The organism is Cohnella laeviribosi DSM 21336, assembly GCF_000378425.1.
GTDB lineage: Bacteria > Bacillota > Bacilli > Paenibacillales > Paenibacillaceae > Cohnella > Cohnella laeviribosi.
In genome coordinates, this window is the sequence record NZ_KB899850.1 from 1 (window position 1) to 26,847 (window position 26,847).

Annotated in this window: 31 protein-coding genes and 3 pseudogenes; 5 read left to right on the top strand and 29 right to left on the bottom strand. The window is 48.3% G+C overall.

All coding sequences use genetic code 11. From position 1 onward, the window contains the following. Positions 1 to 272: 272 nt before the first annotated feature. The 18 genes and pseudogenes from F560_RS23680 to F560_RS0119105 all read right to left on the bottom strand — a co-directional run. Positions 273 to 524, bottom strand: a pseudogene (locus F560_RS23680) (DUF302 domain-containing protein); the annotation flags it as partial. A 70-nt stretch (positions 525 to 594) separates the two neighbouring features. Further along, positions 595 to 942, bottom strand: a complete 348-nt coding sequence (locus F560_RS0119025) for a rhodanese-like domain-containing protein (RefSeq protein WP_033396436.1) — start codon at positions 940 to 942, stop codon at positions 595 to 597. A 33-nt stretch (positions 943 to 975) separates the two neighbouring features. Further along, a complete protein-coding gene (locus tag F560_RS0119030) occupies positions 976 to 1,242 on the bottom strand; it encodes a metal-sensitive transcriptional regulator (RefSeq protein WP_015256540.1) in 267 nt (88 codons plus the stop codon). Between the two features lie 64 nt (positions 1,243 to 1,306). Next, positions 1,307 to 1,786 (bottom strand): DsrE/DsrF/DrsH-like family protein, encoded by a 480-nt coding sequence (locus F560_RS0119035; protein ID WP_019007350.1) that lies wholly within the window; start codon positions 1,784 to 1,786, stop codon positions 1,307 to 1,309. Between the two features lie 190 nt (positions 1,787 to 1,976). After that, a complete protein-coding gene (locus F560_RS0119040; RefSeq protein WP_019007351.1) occupies positions 1,977 to 2,201 on the bottom strand; it encodes a sulfurtransferase TusA family protein in 225 nt (74 codons plus the stop codon). Positions 2,202 to 2,235: 34 nt separating this feature from the next. After that, entirely contained in the window at positions 2,236 to 3,375 is a 1,140-nt protein-coding gene (locus tag F560_RS0119045) for an MBL fold metallo-hydrolase (protein WP_019007352.1), read from the bottom strand. An 18-nt stretch (positions 3,376 to 3,393) separates the two neighbouring features. After that, entirely contained in the window at positions 3,394 to 3,792 is a 399-nt protein-coding gene (locus F560_RS0119050; protein WP_019007353.1) for a DsrE/DsrF/DrsH-like family protein, read from the bottom strand. 27 nt (positions 3,793 to 3,819) lie between these two features. Beyond that, on the bottom strand, positions 3,820 to 4,398 hold the full coding sequence (locus tag F560_RS0119055; protein ID WP_026298405.1) for a sulfurtransferase TusA family protein: 579 nt from the start codon (positions 4,396 to 4,398) through the stop codon (positions 3,820 to 3,822). A 4-nt stretch (positions 4,399 to 4,402) separates the two neighbouring features. Beyond that, on the bottom strand, positions 4,403 to 4,750 hold the full coding sequence (locus F560_RS0119060) for a rhodanese-like domain-containing protein (RefSeq protein WP_019007355.1): 348 nt from the start codon (positions 4,748 to 4,750) through the stop codon (positions 4,403 to 4,405). An 11-nt stretch (positions 4,751 to 4,761) separates the two neighbouring features. Next, on the bottom strand, positions 4,762 to 5,547 hold the full coding sequence (locus F560_RS0119065) for a sulfite exporter TauE/SafE family protein (RefSeq protein WP_019007356.1): 786 nt from the start codon (positions 5,545 to 5,547) through the stop codon (positions 4,762 to 4,764). 76 nt (positions 5,548 to 5,623) lie between these two features. Next, positions 5,624 to 5,944 (bottom strand): thioredoxin, encoded by a 321-nt coding sequence (gene trxA, locus F560_RS0119070; RefSeq protein WP_019007357.1) that lies wholly within the window; start codon positions 5,942 to 5,944, stop codon positions 5,624 to 5,626. 165 nt (positions 5,945 to 6,109) lie between these two features. Next, the gene (locus F560_RS0119075) at positions 6,110 to 6,796 is read right to left on the bottom strand and encodes a class I SAM-dependent methyltransferase (RefSeq protein WP_019007358.1); all 687 of its coding nucleotides are present in this window, start codon (positions 6,794 to 6,796) and stop codon (positions 6,110 to 6,112) included. Positions 6,797 to 6,844: 48 nt separating this feature from the next. Beyond that, entirely contained in the window at positions 6,845 to 8,083 is a 1,239-nt protein-coding gene (locus tag F560_RS0119080; protein ID WP_019007359.1) for an MFS transporter, read from the bottom strand. An 8-nt stretch (positions 8,084 to 8,091) separates the two neighbouring features. Next, positions 8,092 to 8,856: an MBL fold metallo-hydrolase gene (locus F560_RS0119085; RefSeq protein WP_019007360.1), complete on the bottom strand. Its 765-nt coding sequence runs from the start codon at positions 8,854 to 8,856 to the stop codon at positions 8,092 to 8,094. A 16-nt stretch (positions 8,857 to 8,872) separates the two neighbouring features. Next, on the bottom strand, positions 8,873 to 10,027 hold the full coding sequence (locus tag F560_RS0119090; protein WP_245554897.1) for a cysteine desulfurase family protein: 1,155 nt from the start codon (positions 10,025 to 10,027) through the stop codon (positions 8,873 to 8,875). Further along, positions 9,997 to 10,668, bottom strand: coding sequence for an ArsR/SmtB family transcription factor (locus F560_RS0119095; RefSeq protein ID WP_019007362.1), 672 nt, complete (start codon positions 10,666 to 10,668; stop codon positions 9,997 to 9,999). The genes F560_RS0119090 and F560_RS0119095 overlap by 31 nt, the downstream gene beginning before the upstream one ends. Positions 10,669 to 10,906: 238 nt before the next feature. Then, a complete protein-coding gene (locus tag F560_RS25240; protein WP_083932141.1) occupies positions 10,907 to 11,359 on the bottom strand; it encodes a putative iron-sulfur cluster-binding metallochaperone in 453 nt (150 codons plus the stop codon). A gap of 349 nt (positions 11,360 to 11,708) precedes the next feature. After that, the gene (locus F560_RS0119105; protein ID WP_019007364.1) at positions 11,709 to 12,266 is read right to left on the bottom strand and encodes a TVP38/TMEM64 family protein; all 558 of its coding nucleotides are present in this window, start codon (positions 12,264 to 12,266) and stop codon (positions 11,709 to 11,711) included. A gap of 284 nt (positions 12,267 to 12,550) precedes the next feature. Here F560_RS0119105 and F560_RS0119110 point away from each other — a divergent pair, with 284 nt between their 5' ends. From F560_RS0119110 to F560_RS0119125, 4 genes are all read left to right on the top strand, one after another. Further along, positions 12,551 to 14,110 (top strand): multicopper oxidase family protein, encoded by a 1,560-nt coding sequence (locus F560_RS0119110; RefSeq protein WP_019007365.1) that lies wholly within the window; start codon positions 12,551 to 12,553, stop codon positions 14,108 to 14,110. Between the two features lie 119 nt (positions 14,111 to 14,229). Further along, the gene (locus tag F560_RS0119115; RefSeq protein WP_019007366.1) at positions 14,230 to 14,682 is read left to right on the top strand and encodes a MarR family winged helix-turn-helix transcriptional regulator; all 453 of its coding nucleotides are present in this window, start codon (positions 14,230 to 14,232) and stop codon (positions 14,680 to 14,682) included. 135 nt (positions 14,683 to 14,817) lie between these two features. After that, positions 14,818 to 15,510, top strand: coding sequence for a response regulator transcription factor (locus F560_RS0119120; RefSeq protein WP_019007367.1), 693 nt, complete (start codon positions 14,818 to 14,820; stop codon positions 15,508 to 15,510). Beyond that, a complete protein-coding gene (locus F560_RS0119125) occupies positions 15,507 to 16,574 on the top strand; it encodes a sensor histidine kinase (protein WP_019007368.1) in 1,068 nt (355 codons plus the stop codon). The genes F560_RS0119120 and F560_RS0119125 overlap by 4 nt, the downstream gene beginning before the upstream one ends. Positions 16,575 to 16,599: 25 nt before the next feature. Here the strand turns inward: F560_RS0119125 and F560_RS0119130 are convergent, their stop codons facing one another. From F560_RS0119130 to F560_RS0119170, 9 genes are all read right to left on the bottom strand, one after another. After that, positions 16,600 to 17,199, bottom strand: a complete 600-nt coding sequence (locus tag F560_RS0119130; RefSeq protein WP_019007369.1) for a class I SAM-dependent methyltransferase — start codon at positions 17,197 to 17,199, stop codon at positions 16,600 to 16,602. 58 nt (positions 17,200 to 17,257) lie between these two features. Further along, a complete protein-coding gene (locus F560_RS0119135; RefSeq protein WP_019007370.1) occupies positions 17,258 to 18,052 on the bottom strand; it encodes a PEP/pyruvate-binding domain-containing protein in 795 nt (264 codons plus the stop codon). 106 nt (positions 18,053 to 18,158) lie between these two features. After that, positions 18,159 to 18,389, bottom strand: a complete 231-nt coding sequence (locus F560_RS0119140) for a hypothetical protein (protein ID WP_019007371.1) — start codon at positions 18,387 to 18,389, stop codon at positions 18,159 to 18,161. A gap of 1 nt (position 18,390) precedes the next feature. Beyond that, complete coding sequence (locus F560_RS0119145) at positions 18,391 to 19,590, bottom strand: ArsA family ATPase (RefSeq protein WP_019007372.1); 1,200 nt, start codon at positions 19,588 to 19,590, stop codon at positions 18,391 to 18,393. 65 nt (positions 19,591 to 19,655) lie between these two features. Then, on the bottom strand, positions 19,656 to 20,069 hold the full coding sequence (locus F560_RS0119150) for a MarR family winged helix-turn-helix transcriptional regulator (protein WP_245554900.1): 414 nt from the start codon (positions 20,067 to 20,069) through the stop codon (positions 19,656 to 19,658). Between the two features lie 145 nt (positions 20,070 to 20,214). After that, a complete protein-coding gene (locus F560_RS0119155) occupies positions 20,215 to 20,970 on the bottom strand; it encodes a ZIP family metal transporter (protein ID WP_019007374.1) in 756 nt (251 codons plus the stop codon). 117 nt (positions 20,971 to 21,087) lie between these two features. Then, complete coding sequence (locus F560_RS0119160; RefSeq protein WP_019007375.1) at positions 21,088 to 23,199, bottom strand: heavy metal translocating P-type ATPase; 2,112 nt, start codon at positions 23,197 to 23,199, stop codon at positions 21,088 to 21,090. Further along, positions 23,192 to 23,557 (bottom strand): ArsR/SmtB family transcription factor, encoded by a 366-nt coding sequence (locus tag F560_RS0119165; RefSeq protein WP_019007376.1) that lies wholly within the window; start codon positions 23,555 to 23,557, stop codon positions 23,192 to 23,194. The genes F560_RS0119160 and F560_RS0119165 overlap by 8 nt, the downstream gene beginning before the upstream one ends. Before the next feature lie 250 nt (positions 23,558 to 23,807). Further along, on the bottom strand, positions 23,808 to 25,031 hold the full coding sequence (locus tag F560_RS0119170; protein ID WP_019007377.1) for an IS256 family transposase: 1,224 nt from the start codon (positions 25,029 to 25,031) through the stop codon (positions 23,808 to 23,810). Between the two features lie 375 nt (positions 25,032 to 25,406). On the opposite strand from F560_RS0119170, the pseudogene F560_RS0119180 reads away from it, so the two are divergent. Then, positions 25,407 to 25,739, top strand: a pseudogene (locus tag F560_RS0119180) (UPF0236 family transposase-like protein); the annotation flags it as partial. 533 nt (positions 25,740 to 26,272) lie between these two features. On the opposite strand, the pseudogene F560_RS23685 reads toward F560_RS0119180, so the two are convergent. After that, positions 26,273 to 26,566: pseudogene (locus tag F560_RS23685) on the bottom strand (arsenate reductase/protein-tyrosine-phosphatase family protein); the annotation flags it as partial. A 125-nt stretch (positions 26,567 to 26,691) separates the two neighbouring features. Next, on the bottom strand, positions 26,692 to 26,838 hold the full coding sequence (locus F560_RS26000; protein ID WP_245554830.1) for a DUF5348 domain-containing protein: 147 nt from the start codon (positions 26,836 to 26,838) through the stop codon (positions 26,692 to 26,694). Positions 26,839 to 26,847 lie beyond the last annotated feature (9 nt).

The following is a 26,847-nucleotide window of genomic DNA, read 5'->3' on the forward strand; positions in this document are numbered from 1 at the left end:
CTGAAACCGGAGGCTTATTTGCAGTACCTGTTCGAGCAACTGCCACAGTTGCCGAACTTGCAGGACGCCGCCGCTCTGGAGAAGCTGGCCCCGTGGTCGCCCGCATTGCCGATCACGTGTCGCCTGTTCTGACGTTGTGCCCCGAACCGCTCTGACTGCTCAGTCAGGGCTCTTTGGCGTTCCGTCTTGTTTGGCGACGCCCGCGCATACGCTTCGTTCCTATTCTCGCAGGCTGGGGAAGCTTTGACCAGGTGTGCTAGATTTGACGCTTACTCATATACGACAATTTTACATGGCAAGAAGTACCCGGCCAATACATTTTCACTAATGACTCTGTTCGCTTCTGCAGGATTGCATACCTCCAAGACCACGTACTCGCGCTCGAAATCAAATCCTTTTTCCTTCAGTTTTTCACGAAGATTAAACCGCCATAGCACGCCAAACTGTTCTTCCTTTAAAGATGTTTCCAAGGCGGCAATGGCATTCTGAACGCTCGCTGTTGTTTCTGCCGTATAATGAAACATAACCGTTCCTCCAGTCAGTGTATTCCAAATCCTGACGATAGTATGGTATCTTTTCCGGAAAATAACTCGTCTATTTCGCCAGAGGTCCGTTCCAGGCCATAATCCCACCGTTCAAGTGAGCCACATGACGGTATCCGTTCCGGCTTAGGATCCTGCCGGCTTGTTTGCTGCGCATCCCACTGCGGCAGTACAAAAAGACGGGGTTGTCTTTCGGAATCTCGGAAAGTCTTGTTCGCAACTGACTTAACGGAATGTTGATCGCTCCCGGAATGTGTCCCTGTTTAAACTCATGAACTTCCCTGACGTCAATCATCCTTTGACCTTTCGATTCCTTTTTGAACTGCTCGGCATTCAGATTTCGCAACCCCTTCACCGGGGCAAACTGCTTGTAAACAAACCACGATACGAGTAAAACCATGATTGCGTAAAGGTAAGGTTCCAATGAACTCACCTACCTGCTTTTAATCAATAATTCGACAGCTTCCTGAACCAGTTTACCGGTATCTTTGCCGGCCTCCTTCTCTTCCAGGATGCACTGTTCCAGATTGACTGCCACGATATAGGCAATGGCTTTGTCCACTGCACTTCGGACAGCCGAAAGCTGGCTCACCACATCCTTGCAGTTTTTCTCTTCCTCCATCATTTTCAGTACGCCGCGAACTTGTCCTTCCACGCGGCGCAGCCTTCTTTTGACGTCCTCATCATATTTCATCAGCATGGAATATCCCCCAATCACGAATACGTGTATAGGTATATTATACCCTAAATCCGGGGAACCGGCCTTAAATGAACAAGTTTACTTTCGCTTCTGCAGCATCCCCCAAATAGGTTGCAACACCGGCATAATCGATCCCGTCGATCAGTTCTTCTTTCTTTAGTCCAAGCAAATCCATGGTCATCGTGCACGCGACAAGCTTGACTCCCTGTTCCCGGGCAAGCTCAATCAACTGCGGCAGGCCGAGCGCGTTGTGCTTCTTCATGACATGTTTGATCAGTCTCGGACCGATTCCGGCAAAATTCATTTTGGAAAGTCCCAGTTTATTCGCTCCGCGCGGCATCATTTTGCTGAACATGTTCTCGAGAAACCCTTTCCTGACGGAAACAGGCTGATCTTTGCGAAGCGTATTCAACCCCCAAAAGGTGAAAAAGAGCGTCACTTCGTGACCATATGCAGCCGCTCCATTCGCGATGATGAAGGCGGCGATCGCTTTGTCCAGATCGGCGCTGAACAGAATAATGGTGGTTTTTTCTTTTTGGCTCATACGATCATCCTTTCTTTTTGGCTTATACAGGTATGGGTATCGAATTCACAAATAAAAGGAGTCATACTTGGCGCATAACCTTGTTTTGAGCAAGTTATATCATGAAGACTTGAACTCAGGCCGGTGATTTCGAATTTGCAAACGTTGATGTTGGAAGGAGATGCGGTTAGAACCGCATCTCCTAAAAAACTTATCCTTTCTTTACGATAAACTTAAATACACCGTTGTCTTCTTTTGCCTCGATCAATTCATGGTTGGTCTGTCTTACCCATGCTTGCAAGTCGTTCATGGAACCTTTGTCGGTTGTGTGCAATTCCATGATTTGACCAGATTGAAGCGAATCGATGGCTTTCTTTGCTCTGACGATCGGCATCGGGCAAGCCAAACCTTTTGCGTCGACAAAAATGTCCGTCATGCTTGAAACCTCCTCTTCGTTTTTCCGTGATGTTTTATCCGTGATGGTGCACCGCGCAGCGGTTCGGTCCGATCTCGAGTTCAATGGCTTTTTCCGCATCTACCTGAAGTTCTCCCCGGTTGATGGCCACAATTTCCTCGAAATTCGGCGGTTTCTCCATGGAAACCGCGCCGGCCACTTGTTCTGTAAACGATTCTTTATCGGCGTTGCGCATAATTTCGTTATTCCCGCGAATCTCTCCGAGTGTGGCCCCGACAATCCCGTTATCGTTGATTTCCTGAATGTCGGCATAGTGAGCCGGAAGAACGAGACAATCATCCGGAAGATTGCTCAGCTTGTTGAATACGGTATCGTACAGATCCATAGCCCATTCTTTTGCTTTTCCTCCTAGATCAGGTCTTCCCAAACCGCCGACAAAGATGGTATCGCCGGACATCAGGAACCGGTTGTTAATCAGGAAGGAAGTTGATCCGGGAGTATGGCCTGGAGTAGGAATCGCCAAGACCTCCACGTCAATTTCTCCGACTCTGATACGGTTATGCCGATCAAGCGGCTCGAACTTCAGATTCGTATCCTTTACCTCCCCGGAAGAGATGTAGTAGGTCGCGCCGGTTTGTTCGGCAAGCTGCAAACCTCCGGAAATATGATCGGCATGAAGATGAGAATCCACGACATGTTCAATCTTGAAATGATGCTGCTTTGCCAGGTCAAGGTATACATCGACCTTTTGATTCGGATCGATGATCATGCCTTTCCCTTCCGAAATGACCGCATAGGAAAGGCAGCCTTTAGCCAAACGGTTGATTTGAATGATTTTCAATTTTTCGTCCCTATATACGGTGGTGGGAACATAAAACTGGCTCCAGGCAAGCATTCCGCCTTTTAACGACCAGGTTTTATACCCTTTTTCCATCAACATTTCCGCTACATAATCGGAAGCGCCGCCTTTCGCGCAAACAACGACAATTTCCGTATCCTTCGGCAGTCCCGCGTACACCTGCTCATCCTCTTCCAGAAAGTTAAAGTACGGAATGTTCATGGATCTCACTTTTTTGCCTTCAATTTTCCAATCGTTGTAATCCGTCTCGTTCCTTACGTCGAGAATCAAGATGTCTTCACCGGAATTCATTTTGCGGTGAAGCTCTTCCGACGTAATCGAGAGAACTTTTTCCATCTTTATTCTCCTTTCCTGTTAAAAGTTCAGCGTCACCTGCGCGTCGAAGGCAAAATCCAAAAATGCCGCCGCGCCGCCAAGTTCAACTCCATCGATAAAGTGATCTTTTTCCAGTCCCATCACGTCCACCGTCATTTGGCACGCGATCATGCGTACTCCGGATTCTTTCGCCATATCCAGAAGCTGCGGAACGGTGGGAACGTTGACCTTCCTGAAGCCTTCCGCCAGCCCTTCGTTACCCGGTTTGAGCTTCAACATTTGTTCCGCATCTTTATGAATGATGGACAGCCCTTCAAAGGTGAAAAAAATCGCCACTTCCGCGTCCAGCGCCGCAGCCGCCGTTGCAATGTTCAATGCTTTATATGCGGTCTCCAGACCCGGAGAAGACGCGATAATCGCCACTTTTTTGTTTGCCATGTTTCGATCTCCTTTTTTTGAAGTTTTTCATTCGTCGCTTTCTGTGGCTCCCTGCCACTGGGACATGCCCGGCACCACATTTTTCACTCTGGAAAATCCGTGCTCGGCAAGAATTTGGCAGGCCATATCGCTGCGGTTTCCCGTACGGCAAATCACTGCGTACGCTTTGCCCGGATCCAACTGACTTATTTTTTCCTCCAGTTGTCCCAAAGGTACGGATATGGCGCCGGGAATGTGCCCGAAGACATATTCCGCAGGTTCGCGAACATCCAATACGATAATGCTTTCGCCGGAAGCCTTTTTTTGGTTTAATTCCTCGTTGCTCATGGTGTGAGGGAATTTGACTTCCGCTTTTGTTTCGTTGTTGGAGGCTTTTCTCAAGAAATGGCGGAAAACCCCGTTCTCTTCGATAAGACCGATGTATTGATGGCCGGTGCGTTTGGCCCAGCTCTGCAAATCCGCGACAGATCCCTTATCGGTGGCCCGCACTTCGAGGACTTCCCCCGGCTTCATTTCTTCCATGGCTTTCTTGGTTTTTACCACCGGCATCGGACATGACAATCTTTCACATTCAAGGACACGATCCGTTTGGATTTCTCTGCTCACAACATTACCCCCCGGTATAACATGGTGATTTTCCGTATTCGATATTCCCGGTCCATTCGATCATGCCGCCTTGCATATTGACGACCTTATAACCCATGGATGCCAGATATTCGCATGCCAGGGCGCTGCGGTTCCCGCTTCGGCAGATCACAATCGTTTCTTCGCCCGGGTTCAGTTCCTTGTGTCTTTCCCCAAGTGAACCTAAGGGAATATGCTTTGCGCCGGGAATATGTCCCGATTCCCATTCGTCGTGCTCCCGCACATCCAACAGATTCAGCTTTTCCCCACGTTCCAGCCGTCTTTGTACTTCCTGGGGGAGAATGTCTTTCGTATAGGTTCCGGACACCTTCATCCACTCCTTGTTTACATCAAAATATCCACCCAAATCTTAATGACCGTTGCCGTGATGAGCGCGGCGAGAATCCATTGCAGCACCTTCACTTTCATTTTCTTTCCAAGCTTGGCGCCGAGCGGAGAAGCGACAATGCTCGCCACAACCATCACCAGGGACGGAATCAGAAGCAAGTGACCGCCCATCACTTTCCCGACCGTGGTACCGATCGAGGAAATGAACGTAATCGCGAGCGATGAGGCAATGGCCACACGGGTTGGAATCTTCAGTACGACCAGCATGATCGGGACCGTGATAAAAGCGCCGGCCGCACCAACGATCCCCGACAGGAGGCCCACCGTCGCCGCGGCAATGACCGCGACTGTTGTGTTGAAGCTAACGTCGGAATAGTCGGTTCTGTCCGTTTCTTTTTTTGGCATAAACATCATGACCGCCGCAACGAGCGCCATAACGGCATACGTCAGGTTAATCGCGGAATCGGGCAGAAATTTCGAGCCGTAGCCGCCGATAAAACTTCCCGCAATAATAGGAATCCCCATGGCGAGGACGAGCTTCTTATTGATAAACCCGCCTTTGCGGTAAGCAAACATTCCGGCCAGCGTAGCAAAGAACACCTGGACCGCACTCACTGAGGAAACTTCTTGCGCGGTAAACGCCGCGAAACCAAGCAGCGGGGGAATATACAGCAGCATCGGATATTTAATGATGGAACCGCCGATCCCGACCATTCCGGAGATCATGGAACCGCCAAAACCGATCGCGAATAATGTGATGACCCAACCTACATCCAGTTCCATAAGACCCCCCTTTCGTTTGTATGATTCCGATTTTTGTTACTTCAATATACCTATAGGGGTATTTTGAATTAAAAAATTAATTTGCATATTGCATGATCAATGCTTTCAGTTTATTTAGCGGCTGGACACCGACAAAGGTAGTGGTTTCTTTCCCGTTGACAAAGAGTTTCAATGTCGGGATGCCTTGAATATGGTGTTTGATGGCGGAAACCGGATTTTCATCCACATTCACTTTTACGATGACGGCCTCTTTGTCCGCTTCTGCAGCCAATTGATCCAAAACCGGGGCCATCATGCGGCAAGGTCCGCACCACGGAGCCCAAAAATCGACCAGAACGACTTTGTTGTTCCTGATGATCTGATCCAAAGTATTGTCCGTTGCCTTTATTGCTGCCATAAAATCGTCCCTCCTTGTGATTTTCATATACTAATACCCCTATAGGTATGATAAATCGTTCTTGCCTTTTTGTCAATGCCAAATTGACGAAAGGACCGCCCCAAAGGCAGTCCTATTGTTCCTTCTTTCGTTGTTACTTCCCAACGATTCTCTCCTTTTTTTAACTTATTTATTCCATCTGGCAACGAAAAAACCGGCTTGATTTTTTGCGGCGGTTCGGGAAAGCTTCTTTTCCAATTCAAGCGCTTGATTTTCATTTTCGAAATTTTCCGGGGTTACGAATAATCCATAGTCCAAAGAGGCAAAATGTCTTGTTTCCCAAGATACGATCGTTTGTTCCGAATAAAAATGTGCATGGGCAAAAACGCTGTCGGGATTATCTTTTCCCTTTTGAGAATAAGTTCTTCCCCAGTAACTTTCCTTGTTGATCAATCCGATCACCAATCGTCCGTCTTTTTTTAATACCCGCAGCGCTTCCGCAACGACTTTCTCAGGATTCTCAACAAATTCCAAAACAATATTGCCAATCACAAGATCGAACGTTTCATGGTCAAACGGAAGTCGGTTCATGTCCGCTTGAATCCAATGGATTGCAAGATCTTCCCTCTGTGCTTTTTCCTGTGCTTTGGCCAGCATTTCCGAGGACAGATCGATTCCGGTAACGTCAAGTCCCTGTTTCGCCAGCCATATGGCGAAAATTCCCGTGCCGCATCCCAGGTCCAATGCTTTTTCTCCCACTTGCGGCTGCGCACTTTTGGCTATCAATTCTCTTTCCACTTTGTCGACAAACGAACCCAGTGGAGTGTTGCACCAGTTATCATAAGTGGAAGCTTCCTGATCGAACAACGCCATGATCGCTCTCCCTTTTCTTATTCCAAGGCCTATCCTTATCAGGGCGGTTTATTTTCTGATTAAGGTTTCTTTCATTCTCAGGGCGATAACCATTCCGGCAAGCAGCGGCAAAAAAGCGACAAGCCCGATGGCCCACGAAACGTTCAATACATCTGCAAGTATTCCGCCCATTAATGCGCCAAAGGCATAGCCGCTGTCGCGCCATAAACGGTAAACTCCCATGGCGGAAGCCCGCCAGTCCGGATGGGCGACGTCGCTGATCGCCGCCTGCAGCGTGGGATATACCATAGCAGTACCTAATCCCAACACAATGGCGCCTGCAATCCATAAAACATAATGATTCGCAAATAAAATCCACCAAATCGCGGCGGCCTGCGTCCACATTCCGGCGGCAATCATCCATTTCCGCCCGATGCGGTCGCTTATAGCGCCCGTAAACAACTGAAAAAATCCCCAGGACGCAGGGTAAAGAGCCACCAGCGTGCCGATCTGGCTTACGGACAATCCGGCTGTGGCGAAAAAAATCGGAAACAACCCCCAGGCCATGCCGTCTTTCAAATTGGTCGAAAGCCCGGCAAAGCTGCAACTGGATAATGTCGAATCCCTCCACGTTGTTTTGAGAAATATGTCCCGAGGATTAACAGGATCGGCCGCCTTGCGCTGTTGCATCCGTGCCTGAAGTTGCAGATGTTTTTCGGTATCTTTTACCGTAAAAGATAACAAAAGGCCCGCAATCACAATCCCGATCCCCAGATAAAAAGGTTCCGGACGCAGGGAATAGGAGGCGGCAATAAATCCGGAAACCGCCGCCGCCAAGGCTACACCGGAATACCCGGCAAACTCGTTCAGTCCGATCGCCAGCCCCCGCTGTGTCCCTTTGACCAGATCCACTTTCATGTTTACGGTCATGGACCATGTCAACCCCTGATTGATTCCCAATAACACATTGGCAAATACGATCACCCACCAATGGGTTGCAAAGATGACAAGCAGAGGGACGAATAAACCGACTCCCCAACCGAGAAGAAGCACTTTTTTTCGGCCAATGCGGTCGGCGATGCTGCCGGCGAAAAAATTCATGGCCGCTTTCGAAAATCCGAAACTGACAATAAAAGAAAGAGCGGCGCTGGCCGAAGCCAATCCGAATTGTTCTTCGCCCAGAAGGGGTAAAACGGTTCTTTCCAGTCCGACCATGGAACCGACAAACAGATTGATGATCACCAGCAAAGAGAAATCCCTCAAATTTTCTTTAATACCGTATTCTATCGCATGATCCTTTGCATACATGGCAAGCCTCATCTGCGGTTAGTAAAGTCGGGCCTCGAATCGCTCAGTCCCATATTATAGGCACGAATTTCCTGATAGTTCACCGGTTTTTCCGGTATGTCCCTGGTCATATACTGGACAAAATCGCTCTCATGGTCAATCTGCAAAGCCCGGTTCAGCTTTTTCTCGAATCCCAGCGTAGACGACGGTTTCCCGCTCAAGCTTCGTCCGCAAATGGAACCCGAATAGGCCCCAGGATAGATCTCCAGATGATCGGGCAACGGAAGCAATTTTTCGTGCAAACTTCGAAACAGTTGTTTTGCTCCTTCTTCCACCTCTGTGGCCAGTTCCGTACGCCCTACGTCACCGACCATGAGCGTATGACCGGTTAGAACAAACCAAGGCTCCTCCCCTCTTGCCCGATCGGTAACGAGGATAGAGATATGTTCCGGCGTGTGACCGGGTGTATGCAATATTTTTAAGATCGTATTTCCCGCGGCAATTTCATCTCCATCCTCAACCGGCTCAAATGGGAACCGGACATCAGCCGAACGGTGCAGAATATATTTTGCCCCGGTTTTCTCCGCAAGCAGCCGTGCTCCGGAAATATGGTCCGCATGAAGGTGGGTATCGATCACATAACGAATATTCATTCCTAGCGTCCTGGATTCCTGAATGTAAAAATCAACCTGATCCTCCATCGGATCGAAGACAACACCTTGGGACTTGCTTCCGCATCCGAAAAAATAAGAAATGGCAACCGGGTTACGGTGCAAGTATTGACGGAACAGCATTGAGGATTCCTCCTTGTTAATCGGAAAATTTAATTCTCTCTTCTAAAAGCGCCATCGCCTGATCGATTTCCTGTTTCGTTGTGTATCTGCCAAGACTGAACCGTATGGCTCCACGCCCGATTCGTTCGCTTATCTTCATCGCTCTTAACACCGGGGATATCGTCGTTTTGCCGGAGTGGCAGGCAGACCCCGTAGAAGCGGCAATCTCGGGGAGCAGCTTCAATATTTCACTGCCATCCATCCCAATGAAGCTTACGTTTAACGTATTCGGCAAACCGTTCTCCGGATGACCGTTCAGTTGGATGTTATTTCCGTAACAGGAAAACAGACGTTCCCAAAAATAATCCCTTAATTCTCGGATTTTTTTCGAATCCGGATATTGCGATGCCAATTCAGCCGCTTTCCCCAGCGCGACGATATACGGCACATTTTCCGTTCCCGCCCGCATGCCGAACTCCTGGCCTCCTCCATGAATATAAGGTTCAAACGGCGTTTTCTTTCGAACAAACAAGGCACCGATTCCCTTCGGGGCGTACAGCTTATGGCCGGCAATCGACAGCAAATCAACGCCGAGTTTGTATACTTTTACGGGAATTTTGCCGACCGATTGCGCGGCATCGGTATGAAATACAATATGATGCTTTTTCGCAATTTCGGATATTTCTTCAATGGGCTGAATGGTGCCAACCTCGTTATTTGCATGCATGACGGAAATCAGAATCGTCCTGTCATTGATCGCCTGTTCAATATCATCCGGCGATACCCTTCCCCTTGCATCGACTTTTACATACGTCACTTCCGCTCCCACCCGTTCCAAAAAAGCGCATGGGTTCAGTACTGACGGATGCTCAACCATTGTCGTGATGATGTGATTGCCACGTTCCCGAAGTGCGTAATAAACACCTTTCAAGGCATGATTATTCGATTCGCTGCCACCACTTGTAAAAATCACTTCATCCGGGTAACAACCCAATAACGAAGCCACCCTGCTTCTCGCCAGATCAATCGCTTCCTTGACTGAATGTGCCGCCCAATGATCGGATGATGGATTACCAGAGAATTCTTGAAAATACGGTTGCATTTCTTGCAACACTTCCGGAGCGATGGGCGTGCTCGCGTTATAATCCAGATAAATCTTGTTTAATTCCGCTGTTTGTTGCACTGCCGCCACTCGTGAACACCTTCTTCCAGCCGGTAGGCAATAAACCCCTCATTCCGCAGCCTCTGGGCGGCTTGTGCCGCATAAACGCAGTACGGTCCACGGCAATATGCTGCGATTTCAATATCCCGGGGAAGGGATTGAAGATGCTGATCGAGTTCATCAATGGGCACCGAGATCGCACCCTCAATATGCCCGGCTTCGAATTCTTCCCTCGGTCGGACATCCAGCAGGACGATGGTCCCTGACTCCAGTTTATCGAGCAGTTCATCCATCGTGAGGGTCTGCAAATTATCGAAGTGATTTAAAAATTCATCCTTAATGCGCTTCACATCCGCCAGTTGATTTTCGCATATGCGCCACAAGGACAATAAGAAGTCGGAAACGGAAGGATCCGCCAACTCATAAATGACGTATGTCCCTTTCTTGCTGTATTTGACTAACCGGGCATCGTTCAGCACCTGGAGATGCCGCGAAACGTTGGCAAAACTCATATTCGTGCTTTCCACAAGCTTTTCAACCGATTTCGGTCCCTGAGACAGCAAACTCAATAACTCAAGACGTTTCTCACTGGCCAGACATTTTCCGATTCTGGCAAATTGCTGATACAGCTCATCTTTGAAAGCTCTGGCCGAGATGCAAGATATTGCCATGTCCTCCTCTCCCCCATTATTCAATTATTTAATTGAATAATAAAATAATGGACGGTGAGCGTCAAGCAAAAAATCCATGCATCCCATTTGCAAGATACGATTCTCATCAACTTTTCAACCCGACAAAAAAGGCTCTCTTATGAAAACAAGAGAACCTGTAAGGGATTGCAAGTTGGGAAGGGATGTGCAAACATGCGCTGTCTTTTCAAAAACCGAATAACTGATTGTCTTTTAGAGATTAGCCCTTTTCGATGCACCGTACAAAAGCTGTTACGTTGCCCAAACAGCAGGAACCTTGTGGATTGTTGACTTCACAGCCACAGCGATTTGCTTGCACTTGCTTTCGAATATGGTCAATCGGTTGTTGATTTTTTTGAACTGCTTGGATAAGACGTTCTCTTGTCCAACCGAAACAATAGCAAACAGGCACGTCCAAGGCATCGTCCTTCTGATATACTGATACTTTAAGCATGTCTTTGCCATAGGTGAGTGAGTCGCTAAAATAGGCCACTTCGCACGATGGATTTGGGCAAAAAGCGTAAGCATCTTCGGGGTTGATGGTTTCCAATGCTGCCGGTTCAAGCAATGATTTGAGGGTAATCAACGGAACACTTTTGCCCTTTTGCTGACAGACAGGACAAACGTTCATGGACGATGACTCTTTGTCTGCAGTTTGACAACAACTTCCCATCGTATTACACTCCTCCATTACGACTCCCGTACACGGATAAATTCTGAGTTCAATGGCTAACGACTGGGATCTATCTCCGATGTCTTTATTCCAAGAGGCATATCCCTATTCAATCCGACTTTTATCGGAGTCCATGTTTTCAAATCCTTTGAACACACGAAGTCTTCATTCTCATCGCGTCACGTTTCCGTTGGGCAAAGTAAGAGAATTTGAAATAACTGGTTCGTTGCTTATTTGGGTCTCCCTCAAGCTCCGTTACAGAAATCATAATGAAACTGGCCTGTTTCAATATCTACTAACAAGGAAGAACCATTTCCTCAGAAGCGTAACGCCCTCCCCTTCAATCTATCTATCTTTTTCTCATTAAAATATATATAAACACCAAAAACAACAGCGAAAACAAAAGTCGTGGGTAGTTTTCCTCGATCCGAATGAAGTCATGCCCGATGAGCGTTTCCATCGCGATGGACGGGACTTTTCCAATGAAAGTCACCAGGATAAAATCCCAAAATCGCATGTGGGACACGGCCGCGGCGAATGTAATGATTCCGGAGGGCAGCAAGGGAATCAAACGAGCCAAGAGCAGAATGACGGCACGCCGTTTGCGGCTCGCTTCATTTAATCGTTTTAGCCAAACCCAGCTCCCCTCTTGGACCGGCCGCATGTTTCCGAATCCCCGACGATACAGCCAAAAGGATACCCCCGCACCAAGCACTTCCCCGGATAAGGAAATCCAAAACCCCGGAATCAGTCCGAAAACGACCGCATTGGCTCCCGATAAAAACAAAGAAGGCATAATGCCCAAAATTGCGATGATGGCACTCAAGAGCAAGCTCAAGAGAATGGCCCAAAACCCGAATGATGCAAGCCATTCCGCAAGGTCGTCGACCGGTATGAACCAATCCATATGTCACATACCTTTCAAAGCCTCCAGCCATTACTACAGATTGTAGTGTAAATCAAAATATGTGTCCAGCTTCCGCTCGATCAAAGCATCATCTTTTTCATCACGATGCTCACAACTTCTACACATTCTTGTTTTACGATAGAATTCGAAAAAACATCGACATCATAACTGGGAATGGAGGGAATATCATGACAAACGGTTGGAAACTGAAAAGCATAGCTGCGATCGGCGCCATCGCCGTTTTATTGACGGGGTGTTTCAACTCTGGCGGAAATTCGCATGGTATGGATCACTCCAACATGAACGGAATGGATCATTCCAACATGAAGATGGGGCAAAAGCAAGATCAAGGGCAAAATAAAAACACCTCCGCAGCCAAACCGGCAGTGTTGACCGGCAAAGAGTTTACGCTGACGGCAAAAGCAAGCAATCAAGAGCTGGCACCGGGAAAAACGGTTCCGGTCTGGACGTTTAACAACTCCGTCCCCGGCCCGGAAATCCGGGTCAAACAAGGGGATACCATTAAAGTCACCCTGAAAAATGAACTGCCAGAACCGGTCTCCATCCACTGGCACGGGTATCCGGTCCCGAACGCGATGGATGGCATTCCGGGCGTTACGCAAAACGCGGTCCAACCGGGGCAATCGTTCACGTACGAGTTTCAAGCGAACGTACCTGGAACATACTGGTACCATTCTCATCAAGACAGCGTCAATCAAGTCGACCGCGGCTTGTACGGGGCATTTATTGTGGAACCCAAAGATGGAACCAAGGTTGATCGCGATTACACGCTGATTTTGGACGAATGGATGAGTGCCGGCATGAACACGTCCGGCGGCAACATGTCAGGATCGAATATGTCGGGTATGGATCATAGCAATATGGACCACAGCAATATGAATATGAACGGCTCAAACGATAAAGAAGGCAAGTCCATGGACCATGGTCGAATGAACATGGACAACGGCGGACACGATATGAGCATGTACGATTTGTTCACGATCAACGGGAAATCCGGTTCGCTCGTGGACAAACTGCCCGTGAAACAAGGGGAAAAAGTGCGCATCCGACTCATCAACGCCGGGTATCTGACACATCAAATCCACCTGCACGGGCATGAATTTAAAATTACGGCTTCCGACGGCCAACCGCTGAACAATCCGGGCATACTAAAAGACAATGTGGTTGCAATCGCGCCCGGGGAACGCTACGATATTGAATTCGAAGCCAATAATCCCGGCCAATGGTTCATCGAAGATCATGGGGACAAGGAAGCCGTTAAAGGAATGAAGGCCATCATCGCCTACGAAGGTTCTGCCGGAGGGACGGATCAACCGAACGAAAAAGCGCAGTTGGCGGCGGTTGATCTCAGCCGTTACGGACAAGCCGGAAACAAGAATTTTACTCTGGATCAGAAGTACACTTTGGAATACACAATGAATTTAAACACGGAAACGAAGAACGGTGAAACCGTCTATACGATGAACGGAAAAACGTTTCCAGACACCGAGCCGCTTAAAGTGAAAAAAGGGGATACCGTCAAAGTTCGTCTCGTGAACCATTCCAAGACCGACGATCATCCGATGCATCTTCATGGGCATTTTTTCCAGGTCCTCAGCAAAAACGGCAAACCGTTGGAAGGTGCTCCCGTGATCAAAGATACATTGAATCTGAAACCGGGAGACGAATACGTCGTCGCCTTCCAGGCGGACAACGAAGGCAACTGGATGTTCCACTGTCACGATCTGCATCACGCGTCGGCCGGCATGGTGACGGAGTTGAAATATACGGATTATAAAACCGATTTCGTTCCGGATCCGAATGCCGGAAACAAGCCGGAATAATAACGTATATGGTATCAAGGGAATGGAGCCTCATCCGTTCCCTTTTTGCATTTGCGGGATAAGAATTTATCGTGTATTATGCAATATATGTGTTATACACGAATATTGGGGTGACGAGTATGGACAAGGATTCTCTGTTGGAACTTCGATGGAACGTTCAGAAGTTCGTTCGACTTTTCGGTCTGTTGGAACAAACGGTGACGCCATGCGGTTTCAATCTGTCCTTGTCACAAGTATTCGCTTTGCAGGAGCTTGAAAACGAAACCATTTCGGTCAGCGAACTGGCTCGCCGCCTCCGTCTCGAACGAAGCTCCGTCAGCAGACTGGTCGATGCCTTGGTGAAGGAAAATTTCGTCAATCGTACCATTAACGAAAGCAACCGCCGGGAGATGCTTCTTTCCTTAACCGAAAAAGGGAAACGCACCGTGCAGCAGGTTTGTGAGCAATCCCTTCTTTTTTATCAAAGTGTCTTAAACGATTTGCCGGAGCATGACCAACAAATGATCATGGAAGGTTTCAAAAAGTTTACAGCCGCGTTATTACGCACCAGGAGGAATTCCCATGATCAATAAAAAAAGCCAAGTGGCTACGAGTGTTCTTTCCTTTGTTTTGTCATTTCTCGCCTCATCCCATCATTGAGCCACTTTCTTTAGGCTTTATTTTTTACACTTTGAACCAATTCGGACGGTAGGAGCAGGTGACAAATTATGAAAACGATATTAATGGTGGATGACGAAGACAAGATTCGCGACGTGGTCGTTTCTTATCTTCGGAAGTACGGATTTCGCACGCTGGAAGCCGGAACGGGAACGGAAGCTTTACAAACCATACGAAATGTTCCGGTCGATTTGGTCATCCTCGATTTAATGCTTCCGGACATTCCCGGGGAGCAAGTTTGCCAGACAATCCGGCAACAATCATCCGTTCCTATTCTCATGCTTACCGCTAAGGTCGACAAATCGTCCCGGGTACAAGGGTTGACCATTGGAGCCGATGACTATGTGATCAAGCCTTTCGATCCCCTCGAACTGGTGGCCAGAGTCCGGGCTATACTCCGCCGGACCGACGAACATCACCTGCTCGCCGATCGCATTTCTTTCAACGACGGTGAATTGATTATCGATTCGGTCCGTAATGAAGTGTATTTACGCGGCGAACCGGTCAATTTGACCCCGAGCGAATATAAACTGCTTCTCGTTCTGGCTCGTCATCCGCAACGGCAGTTTAACCGGGAAGAATTGGTTGAAAAAGTGTTGGGAGCCGATTTCGAGGGGGACGTCCGCGCCATCGATCAACATGTCAAAAATTTGCGCCAGAAAATCGAACCTGATCCCAAACACCCCAAATACATTCATACCGTGTACGGAATCGGTTATCGCTTTATGGGGGGTTCCCGATGAAACCCGGATTGCGTTACCGTTTGTCCCTACTGATGATCGGGGTCGTTGTCGGAACCTTGCTCATTGCCGGAATCAGCCTGATGATGGAAACCCATTATCATTTTCAACAATACCAAGAGCAGTATGGGATGGACCACAACCTCCCTGGGCTTACCTTTCATCTGGAACAAGCCCTGCTTCAATCCATGATGTGGACGTTGGTCGGTGCTGTTGTTTTCGCCGTGATTATTAGCTTATATTTGGCAAAACGTCTTTCATCCCCTCTGGTGGAAATGAAACAAGCAGCGGAAGAAATGACGCGGGGGAAACTTTCCGTACGGATAAATGTACCAGGGAACGATGAACTCGCCGAACTTGGGAAAGCATTAAACCATCTTGCCGAACAATTGCAGAAACATGAGCGATTGCGTATTACGATGACGCAGGACATCGCTCATGAATTGCGGACACCTCTCGCCACCTTGAAGAGTCACATTCAGGCCATGCTTGATCAAATCTGGGAACCGACACCTGCAAGGCTGCGCGCTTGTTATGAAGAAACCGAACGTCTGATCGCTTTAGTCGCTGACTTGGAACAACTTACGGAAGTGGATTCTCCAGATTTTCGCCTTCACCGCAAGCCGGAAGATCTCACATCACTCATCGAGCAAAGTGCAAATATCGTATCAGCAGCTTTTATGGAAAAAGGCATCCGTCTTGAGGTGAAACCGTACCCTGCCATCCGTTTGAATGTCGACCGGGATCGGTTCATTCAGATTTTGGTGAATGTCTTGAGCAATTCCCTCAAATTTACTCCTGAGGGCGGGCATGTCGAAATCCGGGTCAAAGACGAAACCGATTCGGTTCTCATCACCGTACAAGATACGGGGATCGGCATTGCTCCGGAAGATCTGCCCTATGTTTTTGAACGGTTTTACCGAGCGGATAAATCACGGAACAGAAAACGGGGCGGCAGCGGCATCGGCCTCACAATTGTCAAAAAATTGGTTGATGCACATGGCGGAACGGTATGGATCGAAAGCGTCAATGGTACAACGGTGAACATTCGTTTGCCAAAGTCATAGGAATAATTAATTTTATGGTCGTATATTACTTCATGCCAAGTACACAAACAGATGCAACGGGTTTCATGGATTTTATTTCCATCCTGACATTCGTGAAGCCCGCATTTTCAAGGTAATTCATCATTTGATGTCCATATTCTTTTGCTTTTTCGTCTGTTTCGTTAAATGGTTGAATCGTTAACGCTATCACGCCGCCCGGTTTCATGATACGGTGAATATGTTTTAATATCTCCACTGGGTTCTCCCAAAAGAATATCGTATTTATCGAAAGGACTTTATCAAAAGCGATATCGAACAAGGGAAGATTGGCAACGTCGCCGAGCCTTAAATCTACTCTTCCCTCTTTTATTGCTGCCAAATTTCTCTTTTGGGCTTGCTTAAACATCAAGTCTGAGTGGTCAATGCCAACAATATATCCGTTAGGAGTTAATTTAGAAAGCAACTCTATTGCAACCCCTGGTCCGTAACCGATTTCCAAAACTTTATCATCTTTCTGGATATCCAGTAACGAAATCGTCCACTCAATTTTTTCAGTGCCTTTTAATTCCATTAACTTTCCGGCAATTCTGCCCAATAATCCCTGTGGCTTGCCAAACTGTCTTTCGAATTTTTTAAATATGCCCATGTTTAAACTCCATTTCTTCGGATACTCATTGATTATGATACCCTTAGGTATATTTATTTCAATATTCTTGGTTCCCCCACCAGCTCTGACAGATCATCACTCGACTTTGGACGAAACCGGATATATGACAGGAAGCATCGTGGCGTCCGTCGATTGTAATGGTCATGGATTCTTTTGCAATCGTATACGTATCCGGAGTTACGCTACCCGAAACCACCGCTTCTCCCAAACCATAGCTGGCGGTAACGATCATTTCCCGGGCTTCACCGTTGATGGGATTGACGGTAAACATCACCCCGGCGGCATCGGCCGCCACCATCTCCTGCACCACAACGCTCAAGGCTACATCGGTGTGCGAATATCCATGTTTCTCACGATAATGTATGGCCTGCGGATTCCACAGAGAAGCCCAGCACTCGCGCACGCTCTGCAAAAGCGCCACTTCGCCGTGAATGCCCAGAAAGGTTTCCTGCTGTCCTGCGAATGAGGCCTCGGGGAGGTCCTCCGCCGTCGCCGACGAGCGGACGGCAACCCGCACTCCTTTCCCCAAGACGCGATAAGCTTGCCGGATTTCCGCTTCGATCTCAGGGACAATTGAAGTATTCAGAAACAGTTCTTTTACAGACGCACTGAGCCGTTCGTAGTCTCCATCATGGCCAGCCAATCGTGCGGTCAGCTCTTTCGCGATAGAAATCTCTTCAACCTGCTTCCTGTAGGCGGAAGCCGTGACGCAGAACGCACGGGGAATGGGGAATTTCGCCTGAAACAACTCACCGAGGTTTGCCCCCTTGCCGCCTACCAGGGGGATATCTGCCTTGCTTACCCGATCCAACCAAAGAATAAAATCACTCATAAGCGCCCCCACCTCCATGAAACCTTTGAAACCGTATACCGCTTACAAAAACGACATGTCGGCATGTATCGTCATTGGGCATACATCAACCCACTCACCTCCATGATTACGGAGTAATCTCGATCGGCCTGCTTGATTTCTCCTGATGTGCCTTGCCATCTGCATGCTCGTCATGCCAATCGATCGCGTGTTGCAAAATAGCTTTCACTCCCAAAAGCGCTTCTCTTCGCGACGAATGAAAATGCTGCCGCGCCTCTTCCGGAGAAAGTGCGGCCAAGATTGTTCTGCGCAGCTTCAAAATGTCGCTCACAATTTTCACTATCTCTTCCTCTTTCATTTCATTCATCCTCCTCATGACGGTTTGATATCGTCTTATTTTCACAACGAATGGTCAACTTCTGCTCTGTAAAACGCGCTCCTGTGATTTCTCGCCCCAGCAGCGTTCGCGGCAGAAGCACCTTACGCTTGTATGGACCTGCCTGTACAGTCAGTTCGTCGCCCTTTTGACTGAGTTGATGCTGATCCTTTTGGACAAACGGCAGGACCAGTTCCAAAACATAACCGTCTTCTTCCTTGCGAATCTCCTGCACTTTGCCCCGGTACAATACCGCCGCGGCATCCGTATTGGCAAATGCCGCTTCACCGATCCGTTTGAGCATCGGCAATCCGTATACCTCGGACTCCATCATAGGGATGCGGAGAATAGGAAGCGGGCTAAAGGAGTTGCGTATTTCCTCCTCATACTTGAGATGAATGTCGCGCCAGGTTGACCAGTACCCGGTGCCGGCTTCCGCAGGCAATACCCGATTGACAATAATCGCATCCGTGTTGAATCCGTACAAGTTCAAATAGGTAAAAGCCCTCCTTGCTTCGGCGATCACCATTTTTTCGGGATTGACGACGACACGCACAGACGTCATCGCAGGATCAATGATGATTTTTTGCAGTTTTTCCAATTGCCGAACCAATGATGCAAGACTATCCAGCACGTTGTCACCCGGCAGTTCCAAACCTCCCGCGACGACTTTCGCGACCGGACGCACCACCTTCAATAGTCGACGCTCGTAAGGGAACACCTTCTCCAGCCACCAACGGAGCAGATTCGGATAGCTGAGCAACCGCAACGTCTCTCCCGTCGGGGCACAATCGACGATGATGGCGTCATAGTCACCGCTCGTCGCATGGCGCCTGATTTCCATGAGACTGAACAGCTCCTCCATTCCCGGAAAAACGAGCATTTCCTCGGTGGTGATGTCATCCAGATTGGCCCAACTCATCAATCCGGACAGCCAATTCCGGACAGCGCCCCAATGCTTTTCGGTTTCCCGGAGACTGTCCACCTCCACCCCCCATAGCCGCTCGCTAATCCGTACCGGTTCACTGCCGAGGGCGACTTGGAACGAATCGGACAAACTGTGCGCCGCGTCCGTACTCAAAATCAAAGTCCGGTAACCCTGTTCCGCAAGCTTGACCGCTGTAGCCGCGGAGACACTTGTTTTCCCGACCCCGCCTTTCCCGGTATAAATAATGACCCTCATCCGGCATCCTCCTTTACTACGAAATCGTAGTTTTAATCTAAAAAAAATATACGTTGACTTTGAATTTAATCGTCAATCGGGATGTTGCGGATTTTGGAAGACGGGGCTACGGTCCCCCCCATCTCCTGCCCTTGTACCGCTTTTCCTATCTTTACAGCCAAGGAAAGAAATTGTTTTAGCTCATTGGCGCTGAGCGCAGCCTGCACGCGCGCAAACACCTTTTCAATGATCGCCCTTGCCTGCGAAACGATCTGCATTCCTTCTTCGGTAAGTTGGACAAGGATGATGCGTTGATCCTTATCGGAAGGGTATCGTACAATCAATCCTTTGCGGACAAGCCGTTGTGCCAGACTTGTCATGGTGCTGAGCGGCGCCCCCAGTTCCGAAGCAAGCGCGGACATCGTCATCTCACCGCGAAAATGCAGCATCAGCAGTACGGCAATCTCGGACCGGTTAACTTTGCGCTCCAAACCGGCCATTTCCGGGAGCAGACTCAAGGGCCGCAATCCGTTCTTCAAAAAGAGTTCCAAAATTTGTTCCATAAGGTTAGGTTCCCCGTGTACTTTAATATCAATACATCTTCACACCTTCATATTACTACGAATTCGTATTTTTTTCAATAACTTATAAAGGGGCAAGCCAGTTTGAACCCCATTGAAGGGCAAAGTATAAAAGAATGCCAGCGAATAAAAAAAGAGCAGCACGCCGGTCTCCAGCAGCATTCACCACCGGAAGCAAATCCGTCGCCGCAACATACAGAAAGATCCCTGAAGAGAATGCAATGGCGACAGCGGCTGTCTGTTCGCCCGGCAAATAAAAATCCGAAAGAACAAATGCCGTAACGGCACCTGCAAGAGTAGATACCCCTAATAAGAGAGCGGCTCCTATTGCCTTTTTCTGGTCTTGAAGAAGGGTAAAAATGATGGATGAAATGGTTAATCCGTCCGGAATTTTATGAAGGAGTACGGCAATAAACACGGTAATACCCAGACCAAAATCAACATCAAAGCTGGCCGCGATCGATAACCCGTCAAAAAATGTATGGATGAGCATTCCCACCATGGCTCCCACTGTCGTACTTTTGACGTGATCATGAACATGAGTTTCCTCGCCGAAATGAAAATGCCCTGCAACATATTGTTGAAAAAAATAAACGGAAAGCATGCCCAAGAGAACAAATACAGGGCTTGAAGATTCATGCTCCAATGAATCTGGAATGAAATCCAAAATAGCGATCGCCATCAAGAGACCTGCGCTCATCGCCATTAACGCATAGAGTCCTCTTCGCGACCAATTTTGTTTAAACACAAACATCAGCCTGTGTCCCACCACATTCGCGCAGGCCGCCAGCAAAACAAACAAAAAGCTGCTCCAATTCATTCCACCACTCCATTAAAAGTGCCGAGAACATCCTTTTCCATTCATGACTGAACTTGTTACTGCGGGTAATATCAGCGTGACTGACACCACCCTCAAAGTAGATGTATCCAACAAAAATCACTCTTCCTTGGTTCTTAACAAACGTAACCCATTCAACGTGACAATGAGCGTGGCACCCATGTCCGCAAAAATAGCAAGCCATAATGTTAACCATCCCGGAACAATAAGCAACAATGCGATCGCCTTAATGACAAGCGAGAAGGTAATGTTCTGCTTAATGATTTTCAACGCATTCCGGCTTAATTTAATCGTAAAGGGAAGTTTCGTCAGATCGTCAGCCATCAGGGCAATATCTGCTGTTTCCAGTGCCGTATCCGTGCCGGCACCTCCCATAGCGATCCCCACCGTTGCACTGGCCAAGGCCGGGGCATCATTTACCCCATCACCAACCATGGCGACTTTACCCATTTGTTTCAGTTCTTTGATTGCTTCAAGTTTATGCTGTGGCAACAGCTCGGCTTTTACCTCATGAATGCCGACTTGCTCTCCAATCGCTTTCGCTGTGGACAGGTTATCTCCAGTCAGCATGACTGTTTTTTGAACGCCCAATTCGTGGAGTTTGCGAATGACTTCTTTGCTGCTTTGGCGAACTTCATCGGCAACCGCAATTAGAGCAAATATCTGCCGCTCAGTACCGAGCAGCATGACCGTTTTTCCTTGCTCCTGCAATCGTTGAATTTGACTGGATACTTCACTGTCGATGGCTTGCAAATCCACAAAGAGCCTGGGGCTCCCGATATAGTAGAGCTCACCGTTTACAACCGCTTTAGCCCCTTTTCCGGTAATCGAAGCAAAATCTTCAGCCTTCCAAGCTTCCAGATCCACATGTACTTCATCGGCTTTTCGAACGATGGCGGAGGCAAGCGGATGCTGTGACCATTTTTCAATCGCCGCGGCGATGGCCAACAACTCGTTTTCCGCGGGGCCCTGCAAGCGGACGAAATCCGTTACAACGGGTACACCTTTCGTGAGCGTACCGGTTTTGTCAAATGCAATGACCGATATGCTGCCAGTTTCCTCAAGGTGAATGCCGCCTTTAATTAACACGCCGTTTCTTGCCGCAGTACCAATCGCTGTAACAATCGATACCGGCGTAGAAATGACCAGCGCGCATGGACAACCGACGACAAGCAAGGCCAATCCACGATAAATCCAATCGCCCCATTCGCCTCCGAAGAAAAGCGGCGGAATCACTGCTATGCCTAAAGCCATCACCATGATTGCAGGGGTATAGTATTTTGCAAACCGGTCCACAAACGCTTGTGACGGTGCCTTTTCAGCCTGAGCTTCCTCCACAAGATGTATAATTTTTGAAATGGTCGTATCTTCAACTCGTTTTGTGATTTCGACTTCGAGCAAACCCTCTTCGTTTATCGTACCCGCAAAAACTTCATCTCCCGGCGATTTCTCGACCGGAACCGACTCACCCGTAATCGCAGCTTGATTCACGGAGGAACGTCCTTTGACGACCCTGCCGTCCATGGCAATCTTTTGACCGGGCTTCACGATCATAATATCCCCGATATCAATGTCATTTACACTGATCAGCATTTCTTGATCGCCGCGGCGAATTATCGCTTCTTTAGGAGCCACGTTCATGAGCGATCGAATCGATTGACGGGCTTTGTCCATCGAGAAACGTTCCAGCGCTTCGCTGATCGCAAACAGAAAAACGACCGTTGCCCCTTCGCCCCATTCGCCTATGGCTGCAGCTCCGATGATCGCAATGGTCATCAACGTATTCATATTGAAATTAAAGCGGACCAAGCTTTTGAATCCCTTGACAAACAAAGCATATCCGCCTATGACAATGGACAAGACGAAGGCAACCACAGAATACGGATGCTCTTCCCCCAAAATCCATCCGGCAACGAGAAAAATGGCTGACAAAACCGTTGTAATAGTGGATTTTCGTTTCCAAAACGGTTCTGACTCAATCGCGCGCTGCTCTTTTTCCGGATAAACCTTCAACCCTTCAAACGCCCCGGCTTGCTCCAATTCCTGAACGCTGGCTTCCCCATATACCGTTATTTTGGAAGCACCAAAGTTCACCCGTGCATCCTGGACCTTGGGCAGGGCCTTTACATTTTGCTCAAATTTCGCGGCGCAGTTCGCGCAAGTGAAACCCTGTACGCGATATACGCTTTTTTTGCTTATGTTTTCAGACATTTACTTTTTCCTCCTTCCCGTGTTCCAGAGCCAACAAAATAAGCTGTCTCACGTGTTCGTCATCCAACGAATAAAATACCAATTTACCTTCTTTTCGATACTTCGCAAGCCCCATATTGCGAAGCAGCCGAAGATGGTGCGATGCATTAGCCACAGTCGATCCGATGATGTTCGCGACATCACATACGCATAACTCGTCTTCCTGGCATAATGCTAACGCAATTTTCATCCGAGTGTCGTCCGCTAATGCCTTGAAGATTTTCACCATATTTTGTGTACTGATTGAAGAAAGCTGTTCCTTTACTCGATTTACCTTCTCTTCGTCATAGCAGTAAATTTCACAGATGTCATGAGACATAATATTCACCACACATTCAAATGATTATTTTATTATTATAATATAACAAACACCATCTATATTCAAACATTTATTTTACTATTTCATGAACAGATCAAGTCCATATTTCTGTGTAAATTCGCCCTTGGTTAGATGCCCCCTTTCGCCCCCGAAGGGGGAGACGCAGGGAACCACACACCCTGCACCCTTTCACTCGCCCGTGTGGCAGCCCCAGCGTTTCGGGGCCTTGACAGGCTGCGATACGCATCCATTAGCCAATGCGTGTGACTTTGGAACTCCTGTTGGCGACCTTTGATTCGCGCCACTCCAGATACTCAGCCATATCCAAATACTTCCTGCCGCTTGCCCACTTCTCGTCAATTTCCATGAGCAATGCACCAATCAAACGTATGGCCGACTCACGATTCGGAAAGATCCGAATCACTCGTTCACGCCGGATTTCCTCATTCAAGCGCTCGAGAGCATTTGTTGTGCGGAGACGCTTGCGGTATTTTTCCGGCAAATGCAAGACCGCCGTCGCGTCTTCAAAGCCGGCTTCCAGGATTGCCATGGCTTTCGGCGCTTTCGTTTCGTATGCCTCCAGCACCTGATTCAAGAGAAGTCGTGCCGTATTCAGGTCTGGTGCATCCAAAATGGCCCGGATCCGACTATGCATCTCGTCTTGCAGGGCTTTCGGCGTGACGTCCAAAATGTTGCGCATGAAGTGCGTCTGGCACCGCTGCCAGGTGACGCCTTGGAAGTGTCTGCGGATGGCCCGGACCAACCCTCCGTGGTCATCCGACACAATCAGATCGACGCCTCGCAGCCCGCGGCTTTTCAGCCAGCCAAAAAATTCACTCCAACTGACTTCCGACTCGCTGTCGCCAAGCATGAGACCTAATACCTCACGGTATCCGTCGGTGTTCACACCGATCCCGATGAGAGCGCCTCGCGACCGTACTCGGCCGTCTTCACGCACTTTGAGGACCAGAGCATCGACGATGACAAAGGGGAACGGGTTGTCATGAAGCGGACGGTTGTTCCATGCCGTCACGATCGGATCAAGACGCTTGCACAACTCCGATACTGTGGATTTCGAAAACTCCGTACCGCACAGTTCTTCCGTAATCTGTGCCACTTTGCGGGTCGACACCCCGTTAACCACCATCTCCATCAAGGCCAACACCAGAGCCTGTTCGCTGCGTTGGTAACGGGCAAACAACTCCGTCGAGAACTTCCCGCCGCGAATCCGAGGGACACGAAGCGTAATGGTGCCGACACGTGTTGTCAATTGGTGCGGATAGGTGCCGTTTCGATACCCTTGACGCTCCTCCGTCCGTTCATAGGGCTCTGCACCCAGTTGTTCCGTTGCTTGGGCCTGCAACACTTGGTTCAATACGGATTCCAGAAGTTTGGCTACTCCCGCATCCTGCGAGTTACTGAGAAAAAGTTGATGCAAAAGTTGCGAATCTACGGTAATCTGATATTGAGCCATTTCAATCCCTCTCCTTGGAATGTTGTCTCGACAACTTCATTCTAACCGAGGGGATTTGATAATGGCTCACTTTTTTAGAGAAGCTCTGTTTTTACACAATTATACGGACTTAACTCATGAACATCTGAAAATATTCATTTTCCAAATATATATTTGGCATTCGAACTTCGGAGTAATTCGTTTTATCATTGCCAAGTTTTATAGCGAAATATAGACTAACTGTAACAGCATTGTTCCGATTCTGGTCAACATCGGAACTTTGTTAGATAAAAATCTTTGTGGGTGCAAGAACTGGAAATAGTAGACATAAAAAAGAGCTTCTCCCTTGGTAAAGTGATGTTTGTGACAAAACACACCAAGAAGGAAGAAGCTCCTATGAGCCACATTACCAAAAACCTGCCGACAATAAAAGAGCTGGAACAATGGTTATTCCGGAAATTGAAGGAGGAGTTCGCCAGAGCGATGGCGCTAATACCGGAGACAAGATCAGCATATTATGGAGCAGCGGGATCGAGAACGTTACTAGGTCAAAGAAGAACGAGAAGTGAGTGTCGATATGGTGTTTGGAACAGTGCGATTCATGCGGCGTCTCTATTTAGACCGGAGTACAGGCAAACACGTCTTTTTGCTGAACGCCTTCTCGCATTTGAGGGACGCTGCAAGTTCAGTCCGCGTCTGGAAGAGACGGCGGTGGGCGTTCGCTCAAAGGCAGGAGATGACATACGGGTGGAGGGAAACAAAAAAGAGCTTACATAAAGTGGAAGTCCGAAGTTTTTCCTCAAAATCTCAAAAACCAGGGAATCTGCCCACGGTGGCTTGACTCAGACGGATCGTCTCAAGCTCTTTCATTGTGGGAAATTCCGTGATAAACTCGCTCATGGGGCTTTTCCTCCTTGGGTGTTTGGTTTTGAGTTTAACACTTTACCAAAAAAGGAAGCACTTTTCCATACCCTCCAATTCCTTCAGATCCTCTTCGCCCACTTGCCCACGAACATTTTACTCACACCCATACCTACACGTTTCACACAGTTTCCTCGGTTTCAATTATCCTTTGAGAAAATAAAAAAAGCCCGTTTAACTAGGGCTGACTTAACTCAGTAGTGTAATGATGCCGGTGGAGGGACTCGAACCCACACCCTTTCGGACGCGATTTTGAGTCGCGCGCGTCTGCCAATTCCGCCACGACAGCATGGTAAATATTTACTTCACCAGAGATAGCAACTTTGCCAGGACTTCGTATCTTATTTTCCTTCGGCTGCAAACTGCTTGATTCTTTCTTCGATCTGATCCCGTACACGCTGAAACACTTTCCATTTTTCTTCTGCTGTGCCTGTGGCCTTGGCCGGATCTTCAAATCCCCAATGAAGCCGTGTTACGTGCGGCGGTGTGATCGGGCATTTATCGTTGGCGTCTCCGCAAAGCGTTATGACGTAATCCGCTTTGTTCAAAATCTCCGTATCAATCACATCCGAGGTTTGTTTGGAGATGTCAATCCCTTTTTCCGCCATTGCTTTGACGGCATTGGGATTCAGACTGTTACTGCCAACCCATATTGGCCGGAATATGACAGTGTTAGGTGTCCAAGGTTTGCCAGAAATCGTGTCCTTAGTGAAGAGATAAGAGGAAAAGTCAGCACGGATGACTTTCCCTCTGCTTGTCGTTAGACGAACCGGACTTGGTAAATATCTTTACTCCTCAAGTTGAATCGCGCTTCTCTCATGATGACATACCAATTCCGGTCAAGCTCAAGCCGGCACCGAATACCGCGATCACCAACGCGTATCTCAAAGCATTCGCCACAATGCACCGCGTAGGT